This is a genomic window from Promicromonospora sp. Populi (assembly GCF_041081105.1).
Taxonomy (GTDB): domain Bacteria; phylum Actinomycetota; class Actinomycetes; order Actinomycetales; family Cellulomonadaceae; genus Promicromonospora.
The window spans coordinates 4943250-4966337 of record NZ_CP163528.1 but is presented as its reverse complement, the minus strand read 5'-3'; the positions used below and the strand labels follow the sequence as shown (position 1 = coordinate 4966337).

Sequence of the window (23088 nt, the reverse complement as noted above, 5' to 3'; positions counted from 1 at the left end):
TGCCGCGCCGGCTGAGGCCGACGCGGCACGCCCTGGTGTCCGACCAGGTCAGTCGACCGTCGTCGGCCCGTAGACCGCGACCTGGACGCTGCCGCCGACCTGGATGTCCACGCGGGCGCACTCCGCGGACTCGTCCACGACGGTCGTGGTCGGCCAGTGGTGCTCGAGGGGCGCGAGCGCCTCGTCGGCTACGGCCCGCGCCTGCTCGACCGTGATGCACTGGTCGGCGATTTCACTACGCAGCGTGTCCACCACCGGGTCGATCTCAGGGATCGAGTAGAGCAGCTCCGGCTCCTCGGAAGGTGCGACCACCAGCGTCCCGGACTCTTCGGCGGACAGCCCGCTGCACGGCTGCTCCGCGCTCGCCGTCCCTACCGTCTCGACGGTCCAGTCCGCCAGACCCAGCCGGTCGAGCTCGGACTGCGCCCACGCCACGCCCTCGTCGAGGGTGCGGCAGGAAGCGTTACCGCCGTCGACCAGGTCGCCCAGGCTCAACCGCAGCTCGATCACCCTCGCGTCCACCGCGGGCCCGGACCCGCTGTCGATCGGCTCGATCCAGTCGGGCGCCTGGTCGGTGGGCGTCACGTAGACCTGGCCGTCGTGCTCGAACACCACGGGGTTGTCGACGGGCGGCAGGCCCGCCTCGGCGAGCATCGTGGTGCAGTCGGCGACGGCGTCGCCGGTGAGCCACGGGCCGCCCGCGTCGGTGCCCATCCCTTCGAGCGCGCTGTCGTTCCACGTGGTCATGCACGTGAGGCCCTCCGAGCCCTCGCCCAGGTACGCCTGGACGGCCGCGTACGCGACGCCGCCTCCCGCGAGCACACCCGCCAGGGTTACGGCGATCGCGCCGCGGCGTCCGAGCCGCTTCCGGCGGGCGGCCGGCAGCAGCTTCCCGGCTGCCTCTCGCTCCGCGGCGGCGGCGTCCAGCTGGGTTCCTGTCATGGTGATCTCCTCGCGCAGGGCGGCGAATGCCGCCTGATCCACGGCGTCGAGGTCAACCCGACGCATCGGGTCTGCGGCCTTCAGCTGCTTCATCTCGTCCGTCATCACGCCTCCTCGATCCCGGGGCGGGCTCGTGCCCACCTGCTCATCACCTGTCCGCCATCGGCGGAGCGTTTCAGGGGTTCCTCCAGGGCAGCCAGCTGGTCGGCGAGCCGACGACGTGCCCGGTGCAGGCGCACCCGTACCGCGGTGCGCGAGATGTCGAGCACCAGCGCGATCTCGTCGCGGGCAAGCTCCTCCCAGGCGACCAGGCGCAGGAGCTCCTGGTCGTCGTCCGAGAGGCGGGCAAGAGCCCGCTCGACATCGCTCCCCGCGTCGTCGGGCGGGGGCACCACGTCCGTGAGGTGGTCACGCAGCCGGTCCGCGAGGGCGAGTCGACGGCGGTCGCCGCGGCGCGCGTTGGCCAGCACCCGACGGGCCACCCCGAACATCCAGGGCCGGGTGTCGTCCCCGCTGGGGACGTCCTCGATGCGGCGCCAGGCGACGAGGAAGCTCTCGGCGACCACGTCTGCGGCGTCGGCCGGCTCGGCCACCCGGCGCACGGCGTAGGCGAGCAGCGCGCGGTGCGTGGACTCGAAGAGCGCGGTGAACCGGTCCTTGCGGTCGGCAAGCGGGTCGGGTGGTGGTTGGGGATCGGGGGACGTCATCCGGGACCTCTCGGTGGCGTGGCAGTGACGAGAGTGTCATGTCCGGCTGCCCAGGCAGCGTTACAGGGGCCTGCCCGGCTACGCCACCAGCGGTACGTCGTCCAGCGTCCGGATCCGGTCCGCGACCTCCGGGTACCGGTCGGCCCGGTCCAGCAGCACCGCGCGCAGGCCCGCGTCGAGCGGCCCCTGGTAGTCCTTCTCGACGTCGTTGCCCACCATCAGCACGTCCCCCGGCGCCACGCCCAGGATCTCGCACGTGTCGGTGTAGGCGCGCGGGTCCGGCTTGCCGGCGGGCAGGTCGTCCGAGGCGACGACGACGTCGAGGTGCTCGGCCAGGCCCGTGCGGTCGAGCTTGAGCCGCTGGTGCGCGGAGTCGCCGTTGGTGAGCAGCGCGACGACGAGGCCGGCGTCGCGCACCCTGCGCAGGGCGGGCACCGCGTCGTCGAACGCCGTCCAGGCCTGCTCGTAGCGGGACAGGTAGCCCGAGAAGAGCTCGTCTGCCTCGTCGTCGGTGGCGTCAGCGCCCAGGAACTCGCGCACGCGCACCCGCCGCTGCTCCGCAAAGGTGAGCTCGCGCCGCTGGTAGCGACCGAAGGCCTCCTCGGCGATGCTGCCCCACGCGGCGACCAGCTCGTCCGGCTCGTCGAGGTCCAGACCGAGCTCGGGCAACCAGTCCAGGAGCGCAGTGCGGGAGGCGCCCTCCTGGTCCACGAGCGTGTCGTCGAGATCGAAGAGAACGACTTTGCGCACGTTCGCATCGTGTCACACGCGGATCTACGCCCCGCCCGTCACCCCGATCACCTGCCCGTTGATCGCGGTGTTGGCGGCGGAGCCGAGCCAGACGACGGCGGTCGCCACCTCCGACGCGTCGATCAGGCGGCCGAGCGGCGACCGCTCCTCGTACAGGTTTCCCACCTGGTCGACGATGTGGGTGTTGGTGGCCGTCCTGGTCAGGCCAAGCAGCGCCACGTTGGAGAGCAGGTCGCCGTCGCGCCCGAGCGAGAACGCGACGGACCTGCTGAAGCCGTGCAGCGCCGCCTTGGCCGCGGCGTAGTACTCGGCCCCCGCTGCGCCGTCGGTCACGAGCGACGACGAGATGTGCACGAACCGCCCCCAGCCGGCCGCACGCATGTGGGGCGTCACGGCGCGGGTCAGCCGGATCGCACCCTCGACGTTGCTCCGGAGGAGCGCCGTCCACTCCTCCTCGGGCACGGTGTCGAACGGCACCATGTCTCCCCAGGCCACCGCGTTGTTGACGAGCACGTCGACTCGCCCGGTGGCCTCGACCGCCGCGGCGACGAGCGCCTCGGCGGCTCCCGGGTCCGCTTGGTCGTACTGCACGACGACGGCGCGGTCGCCGATCTCCTCGGCCACCTTCTGCGCCTCGTCGCGGGCGTTGCGGTAGGTGACCACGACGTTCGCGCCCTCCGCACCGAAGGCGGTGGCGATGTGCCGCCCGACGCCGCCCGACGCGCCGGTCACGATGACTGTCCGTTCCTGAAGTCCGATGTCCATGGCTCCACGGTGCGCGGGCCGCCGTCGGGCAACCAGGCCGCCCTGAGACTGGCCCCGCGGGGGCCACCCTCCGCGCGTGCGGCCCGTCTAGGGTGGGGATATGACCAGCGAGCTCGGCGCTCTTCTGCGCGCCTACCGCGAGGCCGTGGCCCCGGAGGATGTGGGCCTGCCGCGCGGTGCCCGCCGCCGCACGCCCGGGCTGCGCCGCTCGGAGCTCGCCACGCTCGCCGAGGTCAGCGTCGAGTACCTGACCCGCCTGGAGCAGGGCCGCGACCGGCATCCCTCGCCCGAGATCCTGGGCGCGCTGGCCGACGCCCTCCGGCTCCCCTCGGACGAACGCTTCCTCCTGCTGCGCGCCACCAAGGACGGGACCGGGGCCTGCACCGCCGACCCGCCCGCCGACTCGGTACGACCGCCGATCCGGGCGTTCCTCGACCGGCTCGAGCCGTCCCCCGCGGTGCTGCTCAACCGGGTGGGCGACGTCCTAGCCGCGACAAGCACGTACCGCCGTCTGCTCGCGCCGTTCGGCCTGTTCGACGGCGAGCACCCCAACCTGCTCCGGTTCGTCCTGACCGAGCCGCGCGCCCGGGAGGCGTTCCCGGACTGGGCGCACGTCGCCGACCGGCAGGTCGCGGCGCTCCGGATGGAGTCGGCACCCGGTGACCCGCACGTCGCCGAGCTCGCCGAGGCGATGTCCGTGCTGGCCGGTGCGGAGTTCAGCGACCGGTACGCCGCGCCCCTCCAGGTCCGCTACCGCACCGCCACGGAACGGATGCGCCACCCCGAGGCTGGCGACCTCCGGTTGGACGTCGAGACCCTCGCGCTGCCCGACGCCGACGGCCAGCGCCTCGTGGTGCACCTGCCTGCGGACGAGGCGACGTCGGACGCGCTCGACCGGCTGGCCGGCCGGCGGCCAGGCGCGCTGCGCGCCGTCTGACGTGCCCAGATGACACCCAGCGGGTGAACTGTGTTCGTGGTGCCAACGTAACGGGACCTTCGAGCGTCCCTAGCCGTGACAGGTTTCTGTCCTGACCAATGGGGGATCCATGACCGCTCACCGCTTGTCCCGTCCAGCACCTCGCCTGCTCACCATGGGCGTCGCTGTAGTGCTGGCACTCGGGCTGCTGGGAGAAGGCGGCACGACGGACACAGCGTCCGCCGCCACGACGACCGCCTCGACGACCGCCTCGACGACCGAGGCTGACGCGGCCGCCGCGGCCGCGCCGACCACACAGCGCGGCCTTCGCTTCGCCCCCGCGTCGAAGACCGTCCAGGCCTACGCCTATGACGGGTATGTGCAGACGGACTCGGCCGTCTGGCTCGGTGCATACGGCCAGGGCTACGAGTTCAATGCAAAACGCGCCAAGATCTCCGACCCGGTCACGCTCACCAAGACAGTGATCCGCGGTAAGAAGCGCACGACCACCGAGGCCCCCGCCGCGATCGTCGACGGGCTCAACGGTTTTAAGGACGGACTCACGGTCACCGTGACGACCCCGAAGGGCAAGGTGCTGTCCAAGAAGTCCCGCAGCCTGTGCCTGAGCGGGACAGAGCGTCAGCGCATCGAGCCGACCGGCAGCACCGAGCCGGTCTACCCCTCGTTCTGCGGCGGCAACTGGTTCACGAAGTCCAGCGTGTCCGGGATCGAGCAGGGCTGGGCGAGCAAGCTCGACACCTACTTCAACGTGAAGACGACCTGGAAGAGCCTCGTGCTGACGGTGTCCATCAGCGACCCCGTCGCGGACTTCCTCGGCCTGCCCGCCAACAGCCGGAAGGTGACGCAGAAGGTCGAGGTGATCGACGAGTGCGAGGTCTTCGAGTGCGAGGAGGTCGCGGAGGAGCTCCTGGGTGAGCCGCAGGAGGGCTTCAGCACGCTCGTGGACGGCGAGGAGCCGGCCACGACGCGCGCAGCAGCCGGCGGCGCGCACGCCGGGCACGGCGACACCACCGACAGCACGCAGCGCACCAACCTCTTCACCCTTCAGGACCAGGCGCACGGCGGCGACCACCCCGCGCTCGGCCAGCAGGGGGCAGCGCCGTCGACCAAGAAGCCGGCCAAGGACACTCTTCCCGACCTCGTGTCCGTGCCTGCTTGGCAGGTCGGCACCGAGGTGGACGCCGGCACCGACCGGCTGACCTTCTTCGCCCACGAGTGGAACGCCGGGCCCGCACCGCTGGTCGTCGAGGGCTACCGGCAGGGCGCCGGCGAGGTCATGGACGCCTACCAGTTCTTCTACCGGGACGGCAAGCAGGTCGGCAGCGCCAAGACCGGGACCATGGAGTACCACGACGCGCCCGAGCACGACCACTGGCACTTCCTGGACTTCGCGAACTACGAGCTCGTGACGACCAAGGGCGACCTGGTGACCACCAGCGGCAAGCAGTCCTGGTGCCTGGCGCCCACCGACCCGGTCGACCTCTCGGTGAAGGGTGCCGTCTGGCGCCCGGAGGCCACGGGCCTCGACAGCACCTGCGGTGACCGGTCCGCCATCTGGCTGCGTGAGGTCCTGCCCGCCGGCTGGGGCGACACCTACAGCCAGTACCAGACGCAGGCGTTCGACCTGACGGGTGTCCGCAACGGGACCTACCAGATCAAGATCACCGTGAACCCGAACGGCAACCTGTACGAGCGGACGAGGTCCAACAACGTCAGCTACCGGACCGTCGTCCTCGGCGGTACGCCGGGCAACCGCACGGTGAAGGTCCCGCTCCTGGACGGGGTCGACACGGAGGTCCCCGAGGGGCCTGGGCCTGAGCCCGAGGAGTAACCACCGGGTTCGCACGACCATCGCATCCCTGATGGTCGGCGATGCGTAGGCTGCGCTCCATGAGCGCCAGCACCACGCCGTCGGGCGTCCCGTCCGAGAGCCGCATCTTCTGCAGCCTCTCGGACGGGATCGCCGACGTCCGACTTGACCGGCCCGACAAGCTCAACGCGCTGTCGCTCGACATGCTCCGCGAGCTCAAGGCCACCGCACGCCGCCTCGGGCGCGAGCCCGGGCTGCGCGCGGTGGTCGTCTCGGGCAGCGGCCGCTCCTTCTGCGCCGGGCTCGACCTAGGCGCCGCGGCGCGCAACCCCGCGGCGGTGGCACGGGCCTTTGTGCCGACGCCGCGCGGCACCAACCTCTTCCAGGAGGCCTGCTGGGCCTGGCGCCGCCTGCCCGTCCCGGTGATCGCCGCCGTGCACGGGCACGTGTTCGGCGCGGGGGTGCAGATCGCCCTGGCCGCCGACCTGCGCCTGACCACCCCCGACGCCCGCTGGTCGATCAAGGAGGTCGAGCGCGGCCTGGTCCCGGACATGTCCGGGATCCGCGCGCTGATCCAGCTCGTGGGCATCGAGACGGCGAAGCGCCTCACCTTCACGGCCGAGGAGTTCTCGGGGGCCGACGCCGGCCGGCTCGGCCTGGCCGGGACCGTGACCGACACGCCCCTGGACGAGGCGTTCGCGCTGGCCGGCCGGATCGCCGAGCGGCGCCCCGAGGCCGTGGCAGCGGCCAAGCGACTGTTCGACCGGCGCTGGTCGTCTGGCGACCGGCGTACCTTCGCCGCCGAACGCCGGGAGCAGCTGCGGCTCCTCCCCGGCGCGATGCAGGCGCTCCGTCAGCCCCGGTAGGCGCGTTGGAGGCGGACCGGGGCCAGCGGGCCGATGCCCGGGACGTCGCGGACCGGCTGCGCGGTGAGCGCGTAGCGGGAGCTCGTGGCCAGCTTCGCGGCGGTCTCCTTGTCCACCAGGACGGTCGACGGTTCGGACTGCTCCGTCAGGCGCGAGGCCAGGTTCACGGTCGGGCCGAAGATGTCGCCGAACCGGGACAGCACCCGCCCCCACACGAGCCCGACCCGCACCGGGATCTCGGGGTCACCGGGTGCCGCCGTCCCGAGTGCCGCGCCCGAGGTCTCGGCCAGGCCGAGGGCCACCTCGGCGCCGGTGGAGACGTCGTCGGTCACGAAGAGGACCGCGTCGCCGATGGTCTTCACCACGCGGCCGCCCGCGTTGACGATGACGTCGCGCGCCCCGGCCTCGAACCGCTGGACGAACTCCGCCAGCTCCTCCGAGCCGAGGCCCGCCGTGCGCTTCGTGAACGACACGATGTCCGCGAACCCGACCGCCCGCAGCAGCGGCAGCTGGTGGCTGTCGTTGCGGTCGTCGCCCCGGGCGCCGGCGAACTCGATGGCCGTGCGGCCCGTCAGCGCCGCGAGCTGCCGCCGCCAGGCGTGCTCGAGCTGGCGGCTGAGCATCTCCGACATCTCCGGGAGCCGGTCCAGCGCCAGCAGGCGGGCCGACGTCTCGTCCAGCTCGTAGCGCCGCGCCAGGTGCTCGACGAGCGCCTCGACCTGCCACAGCGCCAGCCGCTCCGAGGTATGGCCCACCGACCGGATGAAGGTCATCTGGGCGCGCTCGTCCATCTGCTCTTCCTCGAACAGCCCGGCCGCGTCGTTGAGCGCCTCGACGTCGGCGTCCGTGAACCAGGTCTCCGTCGGGTGCGTGACGGGCAGGCCGATCCAGCGCCAGTAGCGAGTGACGAACTGCTCGTCGAGCCCCGTGCGCTCCACCACCTGCGACAGCGTGTAGCGGCGGGCGCCGCCCAGCAGCGTCTCGTCGAGCCGGGCAGCGGTGTCGGCGCCCGGTGCGTCGTGGTGGGTGTGGGACGTCTCGGAATTGTGGAGCACGTCACCACTGTAGGTGCGGGCACCGGATGCAACCGCATGCACCCGCAGGACGGACCGGCAGGTCTCAGCCCCAGAACGTGAGCACGAGCGGGATTCCCATGAGCACAAGCAGCATCCCGACGATGGTGACCACGTTCCACAGGTCCAGCCGCACGCCCCGCACGCCGTCGTCGCGGTAGAGCAGGACCCAGACGACCATCAGCCAGGCGATACCGGCCGCCACCAGGCCCGCCGTCGGAGTCCCCTCCGTCTGCACGATGCCCCGGTCCAGCCGGACCGTACTGATCAGGTACACCGTGACCACGGCCGCCGCGCACACGACTCCCTTGGCCACCGAGACCGCAGCTCGACCTGCCTCCATCGGCATCTCCCGCCTTCGCACGTTGGGGTTACCACGTCGCTTCTGGCGGACATTACCGCAGGCCGAGCAGAGCCCGGCAGGGAATGCCGCCGAGTTCACCCCGGCCGGCACAGGAGTTCACCCGGTCGTTACCGCAGGTGCCAGACGTCGCCGGCCGTCACCGTGCGTTCCTCGCCCGACTTCAGGCGCACCACGAGCGCCCCCGTCTCGTCCAGGCCCACCGCGTCACCTTCGAGCACGTCCGCTCCCCCCGCGAGCTCGGCCCGCACGCGGGTCCCGAGCGTGGCGGACACCGCCGTGTACTCGTCCAGCAGCCCGGCCGCCACGACGTCGCCGCCGGCCTGCTCCCACCGCCGGACGACGGCGTGCACCTCGCCCAGCAGCCGCACCAGCACGTCGGTCCGGTCGGGCCGGGGGTACCCCGCGAGCGCCAGCGACGTCGCCGTCGGCGCGGGCAGCTCGGCCGCGGACTGCGACACGTTGAGCCCGATCCCGAGCACGATCGCGGGAGCGCCAGGGCCCCCTGGCACCACCTCCGCCAGGATTCCGGCAACCTTGCGGTACCGGCCCAGGCCGGCGACCGTGTCGACGGCGGGCAGCAGCACGTCGTTGGGCCACTTCACCGCGGCGGTGACGCCGTCGCCGTCGGACACCGTGCGGACCACCGCGAGCCCGGCCAGCAGCGGGAGCCAGCCCAGGGTCCCGGCCGGGACCTGCGGCCGCAGGAGCACGGACACGGTGAGCCCGGCGCGTGCGGGTGTCTCCCAGGTGCGCCCGGCCCGTCCCCGGCCCGCGGTCTGGTGCTCCGCGATCAGGGCCGACGGCGCGGGCCAGGCGGCCGGGTCCGAGCGGACGGCCGCGACGAGCTCGGCGTTGGTGGAGGTCGACGTCTCGACGACCTCGACCCGGGCGTAACCCGGGACGCTGAGCCGGTCGAGGTAGAGGGACTGGTGCACAGCCCCATCCTCTCCCCTCGGCGTTGTGCATGCTCTTGGAGGAAACCCACAATCGGGGACCGGGACCTGCTGGACGCTCACGCATCGAGCCGGAGGCATCCGACAACTACGCTCGAAGAGTGAACGACGCCATCACCACCCTCGCAGGCACGCGCGCCAAGCTCGACGACCTCGACGCGCGTCGGGCCGCCGCCATCGACACCCCGGAGGAGACGGCCCAGGAGAAGCAGCACAAGCGGGGCAAGAAGACCGCCCGGGAACGCATCGACGCGCTGCTCGACGAGGGCAGCTTCACCGAGCTGGACGCGCTGGCCAAGCACCGCAGCCGCAACTTCGGCCTGGAGAAGAAGCGGATCGCCGGCGACGGCGTCGTGACCGGGTACGGCACGATCGACGGCCGCCAGGTGTGCGTCTACTCCCAGGACTTCACGGTGTTCGGCGGGAGCCTCGGCGAGGTGCACGGCCAGAAGATCACCAAGGTGCAGGACCTCGCGCTGCGCACCGGCGTGCCGCTCATCGGCATCAGCGACGGCGGCGGCGCCCGTATCCAGGAGGGTGTGGCGGCGCTGACGCAGTTCGCCGAGATGTTCCGGCGCAACGTGGCGGCCTCGGGCGTGATCCCGCAGATCTCCCTGATCCTCGGCCCGAGCGCCGGCGGCGCCGTGTACTCCCCCGCGCTGACCGACTTCATCGTCATGGCCGACCAGACCTCCAACATGTTCATCACCGGACCGGACGTGATCCGCACGGTCACGGGCGAGGACGTCGACTTCGAGACCCTGGGCGGGGCACGCACGCACAACTCGAAGTCGGGCGTTGCGCACTACATGGGCAGCGACGAGGACGACGCCATCGACTACGTGCGGCACCTGATCGGGTACCTGCCGCAGAACAACCTCTCCGACGCGCCGGCGTTCCCGCCGGACGACGAGACCGTGCTGGAGGTCACCGCCGAGGACGAGGCCCTCGACGCGCTGATCCCGGACAGCGACAACCAGCCCTACGACATGCGCGAGGCCGTCGAGGCGGTGCTGGACCCGGAGTCGTTCCTGGAGGTCCAGCCGATGTTCGCGACCAACGTGCTCATCGGGTTCGGGCACGTGGAGGGCCAGTCGGTGGGCATCGTGGCCAACCAGCCGCAGTCCATGGCGGGCACGCTCGACATCGACGCCGCCGAGAAGGCCGCGCGGTTCGTGCGCACCTGCGACGCGTTCAACGTCCCCGTGCTGACGTTCGTGGACGTGCCGGGCTTCCTCCCCGGCGTCGGGCAGGAGCACCAGGGCATCATCCGCCGCGGGGCCAAGCTGATCTACGCCTACGCCGAGGCGACGGTGCCGCTGATCACCGTCATCACGCGCAAGGCGTACGGCGGCGCGTACATCGTGATGGGCTCCAAGCAGCTCGGCGCCGACGTCAACCTGGCGTGGCCGACCGCCCAGATCGCCGTCATGGGCGCGAGCGGCGCCGTGAACATCCTGCAGCGCGGCGCGCTGAAGACGGTCGCAGAGGCCGGCGGGGACGTCGACGCCGAACGGGCCCGGCTGACCGCCGAGTACGAGGACGCCATCGTCAACCCGTGGGACGCCGCCGAGCGCGGATACGTCGACGCGGTGATCCGTCCCTCCGAGACGCGCGTGCAAGTGGTGCGTGCGCTTCGCGCTCTGCGCACCAAGCGATCTACGCTTCCTCCGAAGAAGCACGGCAACATCCCGCTCTGACCGGCGGGATCGAGCCTGTCGAGACCCGGAGGAACTACATGAGCCACGAGGACGCCACCCACGGCCCCGCGCCGATGGGCCGCGTCGACGCGGAGCCGATGCACCGTGCGGTCGACGCGCTGGCCGCTGTACTGCACGAGTACGTGGGGACGGCGGTAGGCGTCCGCGCCGAGTTCGGCGCCGCGGAGGCAGACGAGGACCCGCGCGTGCTGGCCCTCGAAGCCAAGGTGGGGCACCTGAACGCCACCCTGTTCGACGCACTGCACGGCGCCCTGGGCATGCACCCCGACCTCACGTCGTCCGTGTGGGAGCCCGGCGACGAGTCCGAGGTCGAGGAGATCGCCGAGGCCGGCCTGCCGGACGGCGGCGAGTCGTTCTACCTGGGCTTCGTCGTCGGCACGCGCGGCGGGGACGCGTCCCTGGACGGTGTGATCGACCTGCTCGACGCCGCCGGCGAGTCCGTAGCGACGCACCTCACCGAGGGCGGTTACGACATCGCGGAGTGGGCCGCGTCGCGCGGAGACGCGCCCGGCTTCGGCTTCTACGAGGAGGACGACGAATGAGCCCCGAGGTACGCGTTGTACGCGGCGAGCCCGACGACGTCGAGGTGGCGGCCCTGGTCGCGGGCCTCGCCGCCGTCGCGGCGGCGGGCCCGGAGCCCGAGGACGCCGCCCCGCTCGACGAGTGGATCAACCACTCCCGGGCGCTGCGGGGGAACGGGGCGGCTACTGCCAAGAACTTTGGTGGACGGTCGGGGCGGCACAACGCTGATGCTTGGCGCTGGAGCCTGCGGTCCTGACAGCGTCGTGGAGCCTGCGGTCCTGACGACGGCGGCGGGTGACATGCTCCGAAAGGACCTGCGCGGGGCCGACGGCGCATCGTAGGCTCCGCCTCATGGTCAGCCCCACACGCACCCCCACGCCGATCGACGCAGTCGCCGACGACTACGTCACCGACCTCATCAAGCTCTCCCCGCTGTCCGCGACAGCCATGGGCCTGCCCGGGCACGACCACGAGATGGACGACCTCTCCCCCGCCGGGCACAACGCCGTCGCCCAGGCCGGCCGGGACACCCTGGCCAAGCTCGACGGCCTGGTACCCGCCGACGACGTCGACCGGGTCACGCTGTCCGCGATGCGGGAGCGGATCGGGCTCGACCTGGAGCTGCACGACGCCGGTGAGGACCTGCGCAACCTGAACAACATCGCGTCCCCCGTGCAGGGGCTGCGCGACGTCTTCGACATCATGGCCACCGACTCCGTCGAGGCGTGGGAGAACATCGCCTCCCGCCTGAACGGGCTCCCGGGCGCCGTCGACGGGTACATCGAGTCGCTCAGTGCCGCGGCCGCACAGGGGAACGTGGCGGCGATCCGCCAGGTGCGCGAGTGCGTCGACCAGGCGCGCGAGCTGGCCGGCGGCGACTCGTTCTTCACGTCGTTCACGCGGGGGCAGGCCGTCGACGACGTGCTGGACGACTCGGCCGCCTGCAGCCTGGTCCGCAAGGAGCTGGAGCTAGGCGCCACGGCTGCCCGCGGCGCCTACGCCAAGCTTGCCGACTTCCTGGAGCGCGACCTCGCCCCGCAGGCCCCGGAGGCCGACGCCGTGGGCCGCGACCGCTACACCCTGTTCTCGCGCTACTTCCTGGGCGCGAAGGTGGACCTCGACGAGACCTACCAGTGGGGCCTCGAGGAGCTCGCCCGCGTCATCGCCGAGCAGGAGTCGGTGGCCGCGCAGATCGCCGGCCCGGGTGCCACGATCGAGGAGGCGGTAGCGGCGCTCGACGCCGACCCCGCGCGCAAGCTGCTGGGCACCGCCGCCCTCAAGGCCTGGATGCAGGAGACGTCCGACGCCGCGATCACCGCCCTGAACGGCACGCACTTCGACGTCCCCGAGCCCGTGCTGGACCTGGAGTGCATGATCGCGCCGACCCAGTCGGGCGGCATCTACTACACGCCGCCGAGCGACGACTGGACCCGGCCGGGGCGCATGTGGTGGGCCGTGCCCGCCGGGGTCACCGAGTTCAACACCTGGCGCGAGAAGACGACCGTCTACCACGAGGGTGTTCCCGGCCATCACCTGCAGTGCGGCCAGGCCGTGTTCGCCCGCGAGACGCTCAACAACTGGCGCCGGCTGGCCTGCTGGGTGTCCGGCCACGGCGAGGGCTGGGCCCTCTACGCCGAGCGACTCATGGCCGACCTGGGCTACATGGACGACCCGGGCGACCGCCTCGGCATGCTCGACGCGCAGCGCCTGCGCGCGGCCCGCGTCGTGTTCGACATCGGCGTGCACCTGGGCCTGAAGGCCCCCGAAGAGTGGGGCGGCGGCACCTGGACCGCCGAGCAGGCCTGGCCGTTCCTCAAGGCCAACGTGAACATGCCGGAGCAGTTCGTCCGCTTCGAGTTCAACCGCTACCTCGGCTGGCCGGGCCAGGCTCCGTCGTACAAGGTGGGGCAGCGCCTCTGGGAGCAGACCCGCGACGAGGCCAAGGCGGCAGTGCCCGCCGGCCAGGAGTTTGACGCCAAGGCCTTCCACGCCCGGGCCCTCAACCTGGGCTCGGTAGGCCTGGACACCCTCCGCGAGGCCCTCGCCTAACCGTTACTGTGGCGCGCGTGCCACGTCTGGTCCTCGCCTCACAGTCCCCTGCCCGACTCGCGACGCTGAAGTCCGCCGGAGTCACCCCGGACGTCATCGTCTCCGGCGTCGACGAGGACAAGGTCCTCGTCGACGCCGCCGACCGGTTCGGTGAGCTCGATCCGGCGGACGCGGTGCTCGTCCTGGCCCAGGCCAAGGCCGAGGAGGTCGCGGCCCGGCTCGAAGGCGCCGTCGTCGACACCTCGGACGACGCCGCGAGCGACACCGCGGACGTCATAGACACCGCGGACGTCATAGTGGTCGGCTGCGACTCCATGCTGGAGATCGACGGCACCGTCGTCGGCAAACCGGCCGACGCCGCCACCGCGCGGGAGCGCTGGCGCTCCATGCGCGGCAGCAAGGGTGTGCTGCACACGGGCCACTGGCTGGTGGACCTACGCGACGACAGCTCCGGCGGCACGGGCGGCACCCTCGGCTCGACCAGCTCGACCACCGTCTGGTTCGCCGACATCGACGACGACGAGATCGACGCCTACGTCGCCACCGACGAGCCGCTGTACGTGGCGGGCGCGTTCACGATCGACGGGCTGGGCGGCCCCTACATCGAGCGCATCGAGGGTGACCACCACGGCGTCGTCGGCATCAGCCTCCCGCTGTTGCGCGAGCTCCTGGGTGAGCTGGGCGTCCCGTGGCGGGTGCTCCGCACCCCCTGACGAGCCGCCGCCACCCCCTGAGTGCCCGGGCCTTCTGCCGGATACCCACAACCAGGCGACCCGGATCCGACTCCCCAGGGTTGACGCCATGTCTAAACCCTCCAAACGGCCCGCGCTGGGGTTGGTCTGGACTCCAGACTTTTCTCCGAGGGCCCGAGGGGGTACTTCGCTCTCGTGCCATCGGGTTACGGTGAGCCGTGCCCAGTTCCAGCATGCCCAGAACCATCTCCAAGGTGCTCATCGCCAACCGAGGTGAGATCGCCGTGCGCGTGGCCCGTGGATGTGCCGACGCGGGGCTGACCTCCGTCGCCGTCTACGCCGACCAGGACCGCGAGGCGCTGCACGTCCGGCTCGCGGACGAGGCCTTCGCGCTCGGCGGAGCGCGCGCGGCGGACACCTACCTGGACCCGGCGAAGCTGCTCGACGTCGCCCGCCGTTCGGGCGCCGACGCCGTGCACCCGGGCTACGGGTTCCTGTCGGAGAACGCGGAGTTCGCGCAGGCTGTGCTCGACGCGGGGCTCACCTGGATCGGGCCGCCGCCGTCGGCCATCGAGGCGCTGGGTGACAAGGTGAGCGCGCGGCACATCGCGCAGCGCGCTGGCGCGCCGCTGGTCCCCGGCACACCCGACCCGGTCAAGAACAGCGCAGAGGTCAAGGCCTTCGCCGAGGAGTACGGGCTGCCCGTCGCCATCAAGGCGGCGTTCGGCGGCGGCGGTCGCGGGCTGAAGGTCGCGCGCACGTTCGACGAGATCGACGAGCTGTTCGACTCGGCGGTCCGCGAGGCGACGGCGGCGTTCGGTCGCGGCGAGTGCTTCGTGGAGCGCTACCTGGACAAGCCGCGGCACGTGGAGACGCAGTGCCTCGCGGACGCCCACGGCAACGTCGTGGTGGTGTCCACGCGGGACTGCTCGCTGCAGCGACGTCACCAGAAGCTGGTCGAGGAGGCGCCCGCGCCGTTCCTCACGCCGGAGCAGGAGAAGTCCCTGTACACGGCCTCAGAGGCGATCCTGCGCGAGGCCGGCTACGTGGGCGCGGGCACTTGCGAGTTCCTGGTGGGCCTCGACGGCACCATCTCGTTCCTCGAGGTGAACACGCGGCTCCAGGTGGAGCACCCGGTGACCGAGGAGGTCACGGGCATCGACCTGGTGCGCGAGCAGCTGCGCATCGCGGCCGGCGAGCCGCTCGGCTACCACTCCCCTGTGGTGCGCGGGCACTCCATCGAGTTCCGCATCAACGGTGAGGACCCGGCCGCGGGCTTCCTCCCGGCGCCAGGCCGCCTGAACACGATTCTTTGGCCGTCCGGCCCGGGTGTGCGGGTCGACTCGGGTGTTGTCGCGGGCGACTCGGTCTCCGGCGCGTTCGACTCGATGATCGCGAAGGTCATCGTCACGGGTGCCACGCGCACCCAGGCGATCGAGCGCGCGCGCCGCGCGCTGCGCGAGCTTGTGGTCGAGGGCATCCCGACGGTCGTCCCGTTCCACCGCGCGGTGCTCGACGCCGATGCGTTCGTCCCGGCCGACGGTTCCGCGTTCCGCGTGCACACCCGCTGGATCGAGACCGAGTTCGCCGACACGCTCAAGGCACTGGCCCCGGCGCCCGCACCGGAGGCCGAGGTGGAAGAGGTCACCGCCGAGCGCGTGGTGGTCGAGGTGGGCGGACGCCGGCTCGAGGTCGTGCTGCCCGCCGGGCTCGGCGTCGCCGCGGGCCGCGCGCGCACGGCGAACGCTGCCCGCCGTCCCAGGCGAGCTCCCGGCGCCAAGCCGTCCAGCGGTTCGGCCGGCAACACGCTGGCCTCCCCGATGCAGGGCACGATCGTCAAGGTGGCGGTCGAGGACGGCGCGCAGGTGGCCGAGGGCGACCTCGTCGTCGTGCTGGAGGCCATGAAGATGGAGCAGCCGATCCTGGCCCACCGGGCGGGCACCGTGCGGTCCCTGACGGCCGCGCCCGGCGCGAGCGTGACGGCGGGCGCTCCGATCTGCGAGATCGTCGACTGACCTGTCCCTGATCCGCTAGGTTCTGCGGCGTGACAAATGTCGTAGTTCTCAGCCCTGAAGAGGCCATCGCCCTCGTCCGCCCCCGCAAGACCCTTCCGTCGTTCGTCAGCGAGCTGACCTGCGACGACGGCGTCATCGCCCTGACTGCAGACCTGCGCCGCCTGATCCATGCCCCGCTCCCCGTCCGGATCGCGGCCAAGGCCGTGCCGGTCATGCACGGGTCGGCCAGGATCACCTCGTTCCAGGAGAACGTAGCGGTGCTCCAGGTCGACGCCGACGCGGCCGGGCTGCCGGCCACCAAGCTGCTCCCCCTCGCCTCCGGCACCATCGCGAAGATGGCGCGGAAGAGCGGCCTGCCCGAGGACGCAGTGCAGTTCCGCAAGGACGGCACCATCGCGCTGGACGTGCGCACCCTGATGCGCGGCGAGTTCACCGAGGTGACGGACTTCCGCTTCGAGGGCGGCAAGGTCGTCGTCGAGGGCGTCCCCTCCTGAACCGGGAGTCGGGGGCCAGTCGCTGACAGTTCCCGCCCGGACCTGACACACTGGCGCCGTGCCGAATCCGACCGCGCCCCCGACCGATCTGCACCGGCACGGCGGTGACGGCTGGGTGACCTGCGGGGACCACCGGCACTGGGGGCTGTTCGGCGCGGCCGGGCTGCTGCTCGTCCGGCGGGACGCGAGCGGCGCGCCGTCGCACGTGGTGCTCCAGCACCGCGCCCTGTGGTCGCACATGGGCGGCACCTGGGGCATCCCCGGCGGCGCGCTGGCCCCGGACGAGAAGCCGGCGGCCGGCGCCCTGCGGGAGGCCGCCGAGGAGGCGGCCATCGATCCGGCAGCGGTGCACGTAGTGGGCACGCACGTGCTGGAGCACCCGGTCTGGACGTACACGACGGTGGTGGCCGACGTCGCCCCCGGGCACCACATCGAGCCGCGCGCCGCCGACCCGGAGAGCCTGGAGGTGCGCTGGGTGGACCTCGCCGAGATCGACTCTCTGACCCTGCTGCCGGCGTTCGGCGAGGCACTGCCGGAACTGCTCGCAATGCTGGGTTAGGGTCGAATCGTGCACATCCGGATCGCACCCGAAGAGGTGCTCGGCCTGGCCAGGATCGCCAAGCAGGCCCCGCCCGTCATCACCTCCGTCGTCGGCGACGGGGACGTGATTCGTGTGGTCGCGGACCTGCGCCGCCTGGAGACCCTGCCCGGGCCGCTCAAGCTGGCCGTGAAGATCGCCCCGATCGTGCGGGCCGACGTGAAGCTGGCCGCCTTCGAGCGCGGCGTCGCCACGCTGTCGGTCGAGGTGAATGCCGCCGGGCTCCCGGCGCACCGCCTGCTCAGCCTCGCCGCGGCGCCGATCGAGCAGGAGGTCGCGAAGCAGGGCCTGCCGCCGGGGGTCGTGGACGTGCAGCCGGACGCGCGGATCGCCGTCGACGTGGAGCGCCTGCTGGAGGCCAAGGTCCCCGGGCTGACGGTCTCGAGCGCGAGGGTCGAGGGCGGCCAGATCGTCCTGGACGCCTCGGTCGCGTAACTACTTGCCTACCCGCGCATCCAGGATGCGCGCACCCTCCGCGATCGAGCCCGACAGCGACGGGTAGATCGTGAACGCGGAGGCGACGTTCTCCACGGTGAGCCGGTGCTGCACGGCCAGCGTGATCGGGAAGATCAGCTCCGAGGCCCGCGGCGCCACCACCACGCCGCCGAGCACCACGCCCGCCTCGGGGTGCGCGAACAGCTTCACGAACCCGTCCCTGATGCCGAGCATCTTGGCGCGCGGGTTCCGGGCGAGCGGCAGCGTCGTCGTGATGAACTTGGAGTTCTGCGCGCGCAGCTTCTCCTCGCTGTAGCCGACGGTCGCGATCTCGGGCGCCGTGAAGATGTTCGAGGCGACGATGCGCAGCGCGAGCGGCTGGACGGCGTCGCCCAGGGCGTGTGCCATCGCGATCCGGCCCTGCATGGCGGCCACGGACGCGAGCGGGAGCACGCCGGTGCAGTCGCCGGACGCGTACACGCCGCGCACCGAGGTCCGCGAGACGCGGTCCACAACGACGTGCCCGCCCTCCGAGAGCTGCACCCCGGCTTCTTCCAGCCCCAGGCCCGACGTCGCCGGCACACCGCCGACGGCCACGAGCACGTGCGAGCCGTGCACCACCCGCCCGTCGGACAGCGTCACCTCGACGCCGTCGTCGGTGCGCACCGCGGACGCCGCGCGCGAGCGGGACAGCACGGTCATGCCCCGGGAGCGGAACACACCCTCCAGCAGCTCGGCGGCGTCCTCGTCCTCGCCGGGCAGCACCCGGTCGCGGCTGGAGACGAGCACCACGTCCGACCCGAGCGCGTTGTACGCGCCCGCGAACTCAGCGCCGGTGACACCCGAGCCGACCACGATCAGCCGCTCCGGGAGCTCCCGCAGGTTGTACATCTGCGTCCAGGTGAGGATGCGCTCGCCGTCGGGCACGGCGGTGGGCAGGGTGCGCGGGGTGGCGCCGAGCGCCAGAAGGATCGAGTCCGCCTCCAGCGAGGTGGTGGAGCCGTCGGCCAGCTCCACGACCACGCGCGAAGGGCCGTCCAGCCGCCCCTTGCCGGCGACGATCTGGATCCCCTCCCGTTCCAGCCGGCCGCGGATGTCGGCGCTCTGCGCCCCCGCGAGCGCGAGCACCCGCTTGTTCACGGCCTGCAGGTCCACGAAGTGCTTGCGCTTGTCGACGGTCCCGGCAGCGGACGCCGCCGCCTGCACGCCCGCACCGCTGAGGCCAGGGGCCGTGTAGGGGCGGACCACCGGGATGCCGCCGGTCGCCAGCGAGACGTCGACGTCCCCCAACGGGTCCACCACGTCGTCGGGCATGCGGATACCGAGCTCGGGGGCGCGGTCGGCGATGGTCATCCACTCGGCGGTGGCGATGAGCGTCTTGGACGGGACGACGTCGGTCAGGACGGCCGCACCGCCCATCCCCTGCTGCTCGACCACCGTGACCTGCGCGCCGTGGCTCCGGGCGACGAGCGCCGCCTCGTAGCCTCCGGGGCCACCTCCCACGACAACAACACGGGGCGGGACAGCGGCAGGATCGAGGGGGGTCACCCCTACATTCTCGCATCGTCCGCGAGCCTGCCGAAGCCGACGTACTCGTGGGCGCGTGCCAGGGGGAAAGTGGCGTTAACCTCGGAGCATGAGCACGGACCTGGATCTGGACGACCCGACGACCAACCCCTTCGACGTCGCTGCCGCGGCCGCGGAGTACATCGCGGCCAAGACGGGAGTGCCGGGGCACGACGTCGCGCTCGTCCTCGGCTCGGGGTGGGGTGGTGCGGCCGAGCTGCTCGGCGACGTCGTCGCCGAGATCCCCACCGCCGACATCCCCGGCTTTGTGCAGCCGGCGGTCCAGGGCCACCGGTCCACCACGCGGTCGATCCGTGTCGAGCGGCCCGACGGCGCGGTGCGGTACGCGCTGGTCCTCGGCTCCCGCACGCACCTGTACGAGGGGCGCGGGATCCGGCGCGTGGCCCACGGCGTGCGCACCGCGGCGGCCACCGGCTGCGACACCGTGATCCTGACGAACGGCTGCGGCAGCGTGCACATCGGCTGGCGCCCCGGGCAGGTGGTGCTCCTCAAGGACCACATCAACTTCACGGGGCAGACGCCGCTCGAGGGCGCCAAGTTCGCCGACATGACAGACATCTACACGCCGCGCCTGCGGGACATCGCCCGCAGCGTGGACCCGGACCTGCCCGAGGGTGTGTACGCGCAGTTCCACGGCCCGCAGTACGAGACCCCGGCCGAGGTCAAGATGGCCAGCCTGCTGGGCGCCGACCTCGTGGGCATGTCGACGGCGGTGGAGGCCGTAGCCGCGCGTCACTGCCGCATGGACGTGCTCGGCATCTCGCTCGCCACCAACCTGGCGGCCGGGATCAGCGCCAACCCGCTGTCCCACGAGGAGGTGCTGGAGGCGGGCCGCGTCTCTGGCCCCCGGATCAGCGACCTGCTCGCGCGAGTGGTCAAGCAGCTCTGATGATCGAGCCCGCCAACCCGCCGACCGCCACCGGGAAGCTCTCGGCGCCCGATCTGGCCGCACGCGCCGAGTCCTGGATGGCCGCGGACGTGGACGACAACGACGTCGCCGAGCTGCGTGACCTCGTGGCCCGGGCCGAGGACCGGACTGCGGCCGCCGACGTCGGTGACTTTGCGCTCGCCGAGCTCGCCGACCGGTTCTCCGGCCCGCTCCAGTTCGGCACGGCGGGCCTGCGCGGCGCCATGGCCGCCGGACCCAACCGGATGAACCGCGCAGTGGTGATCGCCGCCGCGGCCGGGCTGGGCGCGTTCCTGAAGTCGGAGGCGGCCGGCGTGACGCCGCGGGTTGTGGTCGGGTACGACGCGCGCTACCGCTCCGCCGACTTCGCCCGGGACACCGCCGCCGTGCTGGTGGCGGCCGGAGCCGAGGTGCTGCTCATGCCCGCGCCGGGCCCCACGCCGGTGCTCGCGTTCGCGGTGCGCCGGCTGTCCGCCGACGCCGGGGTCATGGTCACCGCCAGCCACAACCCCGCGGCCGACAACGGCTACAAGGTGTACCTCGGCGGGCGGGTCGTGTCCGACGCCGGCCAGGGCGCGCAGATCGTCCCGCCGTACGACGCCCGGATCGCCGAGGAGATCGCCCACGTGGCCGCCGCCAAGGACGTGCCGCGCGCCGAGTCCGGCTGGACGCTCCTCGGCCGGGAGATCACCGACGAGTACCACGCGGCAGTAGCCGGCCTGCACGACGGCGAGCCGCGCAACCGGCTGCGCATCGTCACCACGTCGCTGCACGGCGTGGGCGGCGCCGCGATCGCGCGAGTGCTGGCCGAGGCTGGTTTTACCGACGTCGTGCCGGTCGAGGAGCAGGCCGAGCCCGACCCGGACTTCCCCACCGTGTCCTTTCCCAACCCGGAGGAGCCGGGGGCCATCGACCTGGCGCTCGCCCTGGCCCAGGACGCGCACGCGGACCTCGTCATCGCGAACGACCCGGACGCCGACCGCTGCGCGGTCGCGGTGCTCGACCCGCAGTACGGGACGTACCAGGGCGCCGAGACGGCGGCGTCGCAGGGCTGGCGCATGCTGCACGGCGACGAGGTAGGCCTGCTGCTCGGCTGGGACGCCGCCGAACGGGCGGCCGCCGCGGGTACGGGCGGCACGCTGGCCTGCTCGATCGTGTCGTCGCGCGCGCTGGCCGCCGTCGCGGCCCGGCACGGCCTGAAGCACGCCACGACGCTCACCGGTTTTAAGTGGATCTCCCGCAGCCCCGGCCTCGTGTTCGGGTACGAGGAGGCGCTCGGCTACTGCGTGGACCCCGAGCACGTACGGGACAAGGACGGCCTGTCGGCCGCGGTCGCCGTCGCGCAGCTCGCCAACCGGCTCGCGGGCGAGGGCCGCACCCTGCTGGACCGGCTCGACGACGTCGCACGCGCCTGCGGGCTGCACGTCACGGGCCAGCTCTCGGCGCGGTTCGAGGACCTCGCCCGGATCGAGTCGACGATGGCGTGGCTGCGCAAGACGCCGCCGTCGGTCCTGGCGGGCTCGCCCGTCGAGTCGGTGCGCGACCTCGCGGAGGGCCTGGACGGGCTGCCGCCGACCGACGGCGTGGTGCTGCTGACCGCGGACGACACCCGCGTGATCGTGCGGCCCAGCGGTACCGAGCCCAAGATCAAGTGCTACATCGAGGTGGTCTCGCCGGTCGACCCGGACGCCTCCGCCGATGCACTGTCCACGGCCCGGGTGGCCGCGCGCGACCGCCTGGCTCGGGTGCAGGCCGACCTCCGGCCGGTCCTCGATCTCTGACCGCTACTGCACCACTGCGGGCAGCAGGTCCAGGCCCTCGGGCGTGCCGGCCAGGAAGTCCGGCACCTCGTCCGTGGCCACGGCCTGCATGAGCGGGTCGAACACGGCGCGGTCCAGCACGACTATCGACTGACCGTCAGCGCTGCGCCCCGTGCCCGTGTACGGCGCAGTCATGAAGGTGATGTCGTTCGTCGAGAGGTCCCGGGCGCTCTCGAACAGCTCCTGGATCCGGTCGATGGTGAGCGCTTCGTCCACCGCCACCGAGCTGGTGACGGCCTCGAAGAAGCGGGTCATCCGCAGGGGGTCGCTCCGGTTGTTGTTGACCTTCGCGACGATCGCCCGCATCCAGGCCTGCTGCCGCTGCACGCGGCCGAAGTCGCCGTTCGCCAGGGCGTAGCGCTCGCGCGTGAAGGCGAGCGCCTCCTCGCCCGTCATCGCCTGCCGCACCGAGCCGCCCTCGCCGTCGGGCACGGTGATCTCGACGCCGTCCAGGGCATCGGTCAGGGACGTGAACGACTCGAAGTCGGTCACGGCGAAGTGGTCGATGCGCACGCCAGTGAGGTCCTCGACCGTCTGGATCATGAGCGTGGGGCCGCCGTAGGAGAAGGCGGCGTTGATCTTCGCCTCGCCGTGGCCGGGGATGGGCACCCAGGAGTCGCGCGGGATGGAGATCGCAGCAGCCGACTGCCGGTCGGCGGACAGGTGCACCAGCATGATCGCGTCGGTGCGCTGCGCCCCGGCCTCCCATGCGGAGGGGTCGCCGGCGGAGATCCGGCTGTCGGAGCCGAGCACCAGGATGTTCACCGGTGCGGTCGGGCCCGCCACGGGCGGGGCGGTCGGCCGCGTCGACGGCTCGATCTCCGCGAACGGGTCGAGCCGCTCCAGGTTGTTGTCGAGCGACATCCGGTAGCCGAAGTAGGCAGCGGTCCCGCCACCGCCGACGAGCAGGAGCGCACCGACGACGAACCAGGCGGCAAAGCCCTTGCTCCGCCGGGTGCGCCGGGCGTGCCGGAGGTCTCTGTCGACCGGGTTTGGTGCGGCGAGGAGATCGCCCATGCGATCGGGTGCGGCCATAGCCGATGATCCTAGTGGCGAGTTCGCCTACTACTCTGGGGCCTGC

Annotated in this window: 23 protein-coding genes; 14 read left to right on the top strand and 9 right to left on the bottom strand. The window is 72.2% G+C overall.

Annotated elements, in window-relative coordinates; all coding sequences use genetic code 11:
• Positions 1-48: 48 nt before the first annotated feature.
• The 4 genes from AB1046_RS22495 to AB1046_RS22480 form a co-directional block, all read right to left on the bottom strand.
• The gene (locus AB1046_RS22495; protein ID WP_369371507.1) at positions 49-1047 is read right to left on the bottom strand and encodes a hypothetical protein; all 999 of its coding nucleotides are present in this window, start codon (positions 1045-1047) and stop codon (positions 49-51) included.
• Positions 1047-1649 carry an RNA polymerase sigma factor gene (locus AB1046_RS22490; protein WP_369371506.1) on the bottom strand — a complete coding sequence of 201 codons (603 nt, stop codon included), beginning with the start codon at positions 1647-1649 and terminating at the stop codon, positions 1047-1049. The genes AB1046_RS22495 and AB1046_RS22490 overlap by 1 nt, the downstream gene beginning before the upstream one ends.
• A gap of 78 nt (positions 1650-1727) precedes the next feature.
• Entirely contained in the window at positions 1728-2399 is a 672-nt protein-coding gene (locus AB1046_RS22485; protein ID WP_369371505.1) for an HAD family hydrolase, read from the bottom strand.
• A gap of 24 nt (positions 2400-2423) precedes the next feature.
• The gene (locus tag AB1046_RS22480) at positions 2424-3164 is read right to left on the bottom strand and encodes an SDR family NAD(P)-dependent oxidoreductase (RefSeq protein WP_369371504.1); all 741 of its coding nucleotides are present in this window, start codon (positions 3162-3164) and stop codon (positions 2424-2426) included.
• A 100-nt stretch (positions 3165-3264) separates the two neighbouring features.
• Between AB1046_RS22480 and AB1046_RS22475 the strand changes: the two genes are divergently transcribed.
• The 3 genes from AB1046_RS22475 to AB1046_RS22465 all read left to right on the top strand — a co-directional run bounded on the left by AB1046_RS22475 (position 3265) and on the right by AB1046_RS22465 (position 6777).
• A complete protein-coding gene (locus tag AB1046_RS22475) occupies positions 3265-4101 on the top strand; it encodes a helix-turn-helix domain-containing protein (protein ID WP_369371503.1) in 837 nt (278 codons plus the stop codon).
• A 109-nt stretch (positions 4102-4210) separates the two neighbouring features.
• Positions 4211-5932, top strand: coding sequence for a lysyl oxidase family protein (locus AB1046_RS22470; protein ID WP_369371502.1), 1722 nt, complete (start codon positions 4211-4213; stop codon positions 5930-5932).
• 59 nt (positions 5933-5991) lie between these two features.
• Positions 5992-6777, top strand: a complete 786-nt coding sequence (locus AB1046_RS22465; RefSeq protein WP_369371501.1) for a crotonase/enoyl-CoA hydratase family protein — start codon at positions 5992-5994, stop codon at positions 6775-6777.
• Here AB1046_RS22465 and AB1046_RS22460 read toward each other — a convergent pair.
• The 3 genes from AB1046_RS22460 to AB1046_RS22450 all read right to left on the bottom strand — a co-directional run bounded on the left by AB1046_RS22460 (position 6765) and on the right by AB1046_RS22450 (position 9149).
• The gene (locus AB1046_RS22460; protein ID WP_369371500.1) at positions 6765-7832 is read right to left on the bottom strand and encodes an adenylate/guanylate cyclase domain-containing protein; all 1068 of its coding nucleotides are present in this window, start codon (positions 7830-7832) and stop codon (positions 6765-6767) included. The genes AB1046_RS22465 and AB1046_RS22460 overlap by 13 nt on opposite strands.
• Before the next feature lie 64 nt (positions 7833-7896).
• Positions 7897-8193, bottom strand: coding sequence for a hypothetical protein (locus AB1046_RS22455; protein ID WP_369371499.1), 297 nt, complete (start codon positions 8191-8193; stop codon positions 7897-7899).
• Positions 8194-8321: 128 nt separating this feature from the next.
• The gene (locus AB1046_RS22450; RefSeq protein ID WP_369371498.1) at positions 8322-9149 is read right to left on the bottom strand and encodes a biotin--[acetyl-CoA-carboxylase] ligase; all 828 of its coding nucleotides are present in this window, start codon (positions 9147-9149) and stop codon (positions 8322-8324) included.
• 119 nt (positions 9150-9268) lie between these two features.
• On the opposite strand from AB1046_RS22450, the gene AB1046_RS22445 reads away from it, so the two are divergent.
• From AB1046_RS22445 to AB1046_RS22405, 9 genes are all read left to right on the top strand, one after another.
• Positions 9269-10867: an acyl-CoA carboxylase subunit beta gene (locus AB1046_RS22445; RefSeq protein WP_369371497.1), complete on the top strand. Its 1599-nt coding sequence runs from the start codon at positions 9269-9271 to the stop codon at positions 10865-10867.
• Positions 10868-10905: 38 nt separating this feature from the next.
• Complete coding sequence (locus AB1046_RS22440; protein ID WP_369371496.1) at positions 10906-11430, top strand: hypothetical protein; 525 nt, start codon at positions 10906-10908, stop codon at positions 11428-11430.
• The gene (locus AB1046_RS22435) at positions 11427-11666 is read left to right on the top strand and encodes an acyl-CoA carboxylase epsilon subunit (RefSeq protein WP_369371495.1); all 240 of its coding nucleotides are present in this window, start codon (positions 11427-11429) and stop codon (positions 11664-11666) included. The genes AB1046_RS22440 and AB1046_RS22435 overlap by 4 nt, the downstream gene beginning before the upstream one ends.
• A gap of 95 nt (positions 11667-11761) precedes the next feature.
• Positions 11762-13459, top strand: a complete 1698-nt coding sequence (locus AB1046_RS22430; RefSeq protein WP_369371494.1) for a DUF885 domain-containing protein — start codon at positions 11762-11764, stop codon at positions 13457-13459.
• A gap of 17 nt (positions 13460-13476) precedes the next feature.
• Positions 13477-14172: a nucleoside triphosphate pyrophosphatase gene (locus AB1046_RS22425; RefSeq protein WP_369371493.1), complete on the top strand. Its 696-nt coding sequence runs from the start codon at positions 13477-13479 to the stop codon at positions 14170-14172.
• A 212-nt stretch (positions 14173-14384) separates the two neighbouring features.
• Positions 14385-16166 (top strand): biotin carboxylase N-terminal domain-containing protein, encoded by a 1782-nt coding sequence (locus tag AB1046_RS22420; RefSeq protein ID WP_369371492.1) that lies wholly within the window; start codon positions 14385-14387, stop codon positions 16164-16166.
• A gap of 29 nt (positions 16167-16195) precedes the next feature.
• Entirely contained in the window at positions 16196-16660 is a 465-nt protein-coding gene (locus AB1046_RS22415) for a hypothetical protein (protein WP_369371491.1), read from the top strand.
• Between the two features lie 58 nt (positions 16661-16718).
• Positions 16719-17219, top strand: a complete 501-nt coding sequence (locus AB1046_RS22410; RefSeq protein ID WP_369371490.1) for an NUDIX domain-containing protein — start codon at positions 16719-16721, stop codon at positions 17217-17219.
• A gap of 9 nt (positions 17220-17228) precedes the next feature.
• Complete coding sequence (locus AB1046_RS22405; protein ID WP_369371489.1) at positions 17229-17693, top strand: hypothetical protein; 465 nt, start codon at positions 17229-17231, stop codon at positions 17691-17693.
• Here the strand turns inward: AB1046_RS22405 and AB1046_RS22400 are convergent, their stop codons facing one another.
• The gene (locus AB1046_RS22400) at positions 17694-19241 is read right to left on the bottom strand and encodes an NAD(P)H-quinone dehydrogenase (protein ID WP_369371488.1); all 1548 of its coding nucleotides are present in this window, start codon (positions 19239-19241) and stop codon (positions 17694-17696) included.
• Positions 19242-19329: 88 nt separating this feature from the next.
• On the opposite strand from AB1046_RS22400, the gene AB1046_RS22395 reads away from it, so the two are divergent.
• A complete protein-coding gene (locus tag AB1046_RS22395; protein WP_369371487.1) occupies positions 19330-20169 on the top strand; it encodes a purine-nucleoside phosphorylase in 840 nt (279 codons plus the stop codon).
• On the top strand, positions 20169-21968 hold the full coding sequence (locus AB1046_RS22390) for a phospho-sugar mutase (protein WP_369371486.1): 1800 nt from the start codon (positions 20169-20171) through the stop codon (positions 21966-21968). The genes AB1046_RS22395 and AB1046_RS22390 overlap by 1 nt, the downstream gene beginning before the upstream one ends.
• 3 nt (positions 21969-21971) lie before the next feature.
• Here AB1046_RS22390 and AB1046_RS22385 read toward each other — a convergent pair whose 3' ends face one another.
• Positions 21972-23042 carry an LCP family protein gene (locus tag AB1046_RS22385; RefSeq protein WP_369371485.1) on the bottom strand — a complete coding sequence of 357 codons (1071 nt, stop codon included), beginning with the start codon at positions 23040-23042 and terminating at the stop codon, positions 21972-21974.
• Positions 23043-23088 lie beyond the last annotated feature (46 nt).

What these genes read in the sequence shown, in the direction of transcription:
- AB1046_RS22385 (WP_369371485.1), bottom strand. Translation starts at nt 23,042, where the DNA reads ATGGCCGCACCCGATCGCATGGGCGATCTCCTCGCCGCACCAAACCCG.
- AB1046_RS22430 (WP_369371494.1), top strand. Translation starts at nt 11,762, where the DNA reads ATGGTCAGCCCCACACGCACCCCCACGCCGATCGACGCAGTCGCCGAC.
- AB1046_RS22440 (WP_369371496.1), top strand. Translation starts at nt 10,906, where the DNA reads ATGAGCCACGAGGACGCCACCCACGGCCCCGCGCCGATGGGCCGCGTC.
- AB1046_RS22455 (WP_369371499.1), bottom strand. Translation starts at nt 8,193, where the DNA reads ATGGAGGCAGGTCGAGCTGCGGTCTCGGTGGCCAAGGGAGTCGTGTGC.
- AB1046_RS22495 (WP_369371507.1), bottom strand. Translation starts at nt 1,047, where the DNA reads ATGACGGACGAGATGAAGCAGCTGAAGGCCGCAGACCCGATGCGTCGG.
- AB1046_RS22475 (WP_369371503.1), top strand. Translation starts at nt 3,265, where the DNA reads ATGACCAGCGAGCTCGGCGCTCTTCTGCGCGCCTACCGCGAGGCCGTG.
- AB1046_RS22420 (WP_369371492.1), top strand. Translation starts at nt 14,385, where the DNA reads ATGCCCAGAACCATCTCCAAGGTGCTCATCGCCAACCGAGGTGAGATC.
- AB1046_RS22480 (WP_369371504.1), bottom strand. Translation starts at nt 3,164, where the DNA reads ATGGACATCGGACTTCAGGAACGGACAGTCATCGTGACCGGCGCGTCG.
- AB1046_RS22465 (WP_369371501.1), top strand. Translation starts at nt 5,992, where the DNA reads ATGAGCGCCAGCACCACGCCGTCGGGCGTCCCGTCCGAGAGCCGCATC.
- AB1046_RS22390 (WP_369371486.1), top strand. Translation starts at nt 20,169, where the DNA reads ATGATCGAGCCCGCCAACCCGCCGACCGCCACCGGGAAGCTCTCGGCG.
- AB1046_RS22395 (WP_369371487.1), top strand. Translation starts at nt 19,330, where the DNA reads ATGAGCACGGACCTGGATCTGGACGACCCGACGACCAACCCCTTCGAC.
- AB1046_RS22490 (WP_369371506.1), bottom strand. Translation starts at nt 1,649, where the DNA reads ATGACGTCCCCCGATCCCCAACCACCACCCGACCCGCTTGCCGACCGC.
- AB1046_RS22435 (WP_369371495.1), top strand. Translation starts at nt 11,427, where the DNA reads ATGAGCCCCGAGGTACGCGTTGTACGCGGCGAGCCCGACGACGTCGAG.
- AB1046_RS22470 (WP_369371502.1), top strand. Translation starts at nt 4,211, where the DNA reads ATGACCGCTCACCGCTTGTCCCGTCCAGCACCTCGCCTGCTCACCATG.